Here is a 772-nt window from a genome sequence, read left to right on the forward strand (position 1 = left end):
AAAAACGTTCATGATCTTGCCCTGCCTCTTTCTCTCGCATCAGCCGTTCGTCAGTTAACCCGCTAATTACATGCGGCTGCCTATTGTTTTATTCTGTATAATTTTTTATTTATTATTAGATGCTATAAATAGCACAATAAAAAACTAAAAGAGGTTATTTTAATTAAATATAAGGGGTTAATAATGAGAAGTTCTAAATTCTGTGGGTATAATAATATATCAAACTCTCTTGAGTTTATATATGAAAAAAACAATCAACCATTTGGTATTAATTTTTATTACGATGATAAGCGAGAAAGAACAATAGTTTATTTATATAGGGATGAGGTGAAATATAAATATTCTAACACTGAAATCGGTTCATCACATAGAGAAATAAACAGAGAGGATGTTACATCAATTCCTTTCCTTCGTGAGTTTTTTGAAGTAAATGATAATAAAGAGTTGGATAAGTTGAAGAAAGACATAAGTGATATTGTTTATTCTCATCTTAGAAATGGATTATCATTGACAGATGACTTAGGTTTTGAAAAATATGAAAATTCAAAATTGACACCCAAAACTATTAATAGAAGGCCTAAGTAAAATTTTATCAAAAAGTCGCATGGAAAACTTAACCGCAAGGTGTTGTGTTAAATAAAGTATAACTATAATTTAATTTTAAGGAATACGATTGTATGTCGTAACTGTCATGAAAAATTAATATATAAAAAGTAATGAAATAGCCGCTGAGCAAGCGGCGTTAGCTTCTAAATAGCTTCGCCAAATAGTA

At 29.3% G+C, this 772-nt stretch carries 1 protein-coding gene; it reads left to right on the top strand.

Annotation, left to right across the window (positions count from 1 at the left end; translation table 11 throughout):
• Positions 1 to 183 precede the first annotated feature (183 nt).
• Positions 184 to 585: a hypothetical protein gene (locus H0248_RS21380; protein ID WP_180787410.1), complete on the top strand. Its 402-nt coding sequence runs from the start codon at positions 184 to 186 to the stop codon at positions 583 to 585.
• The last annotated feature ends 187 nt before the right edge of the window (positions 586 to 772 follow it).

Origin of the sequence: Pectobacterium brasiliense (assembly GCF_013449685.1) — a bacterium.
In the GTDB taxonomy this organism is placed as follows: Bacteria; Pseudomonadota; Gammaproteobacteria; order Enterobacterales; family Enterobacteriaceae; genus Pectobacterium; species Pectobacterium brasiliense_A.

Bases quoted from the DNA above. Each gene is read 5' to 3' on its own strand.
- H0248_RS21380 (WP_180787410.1), top strand. From the start codon at position 184: ATGAGAAGTTCTAAATTCTGTGGGTATAATAATATATCAAACTCTCTT.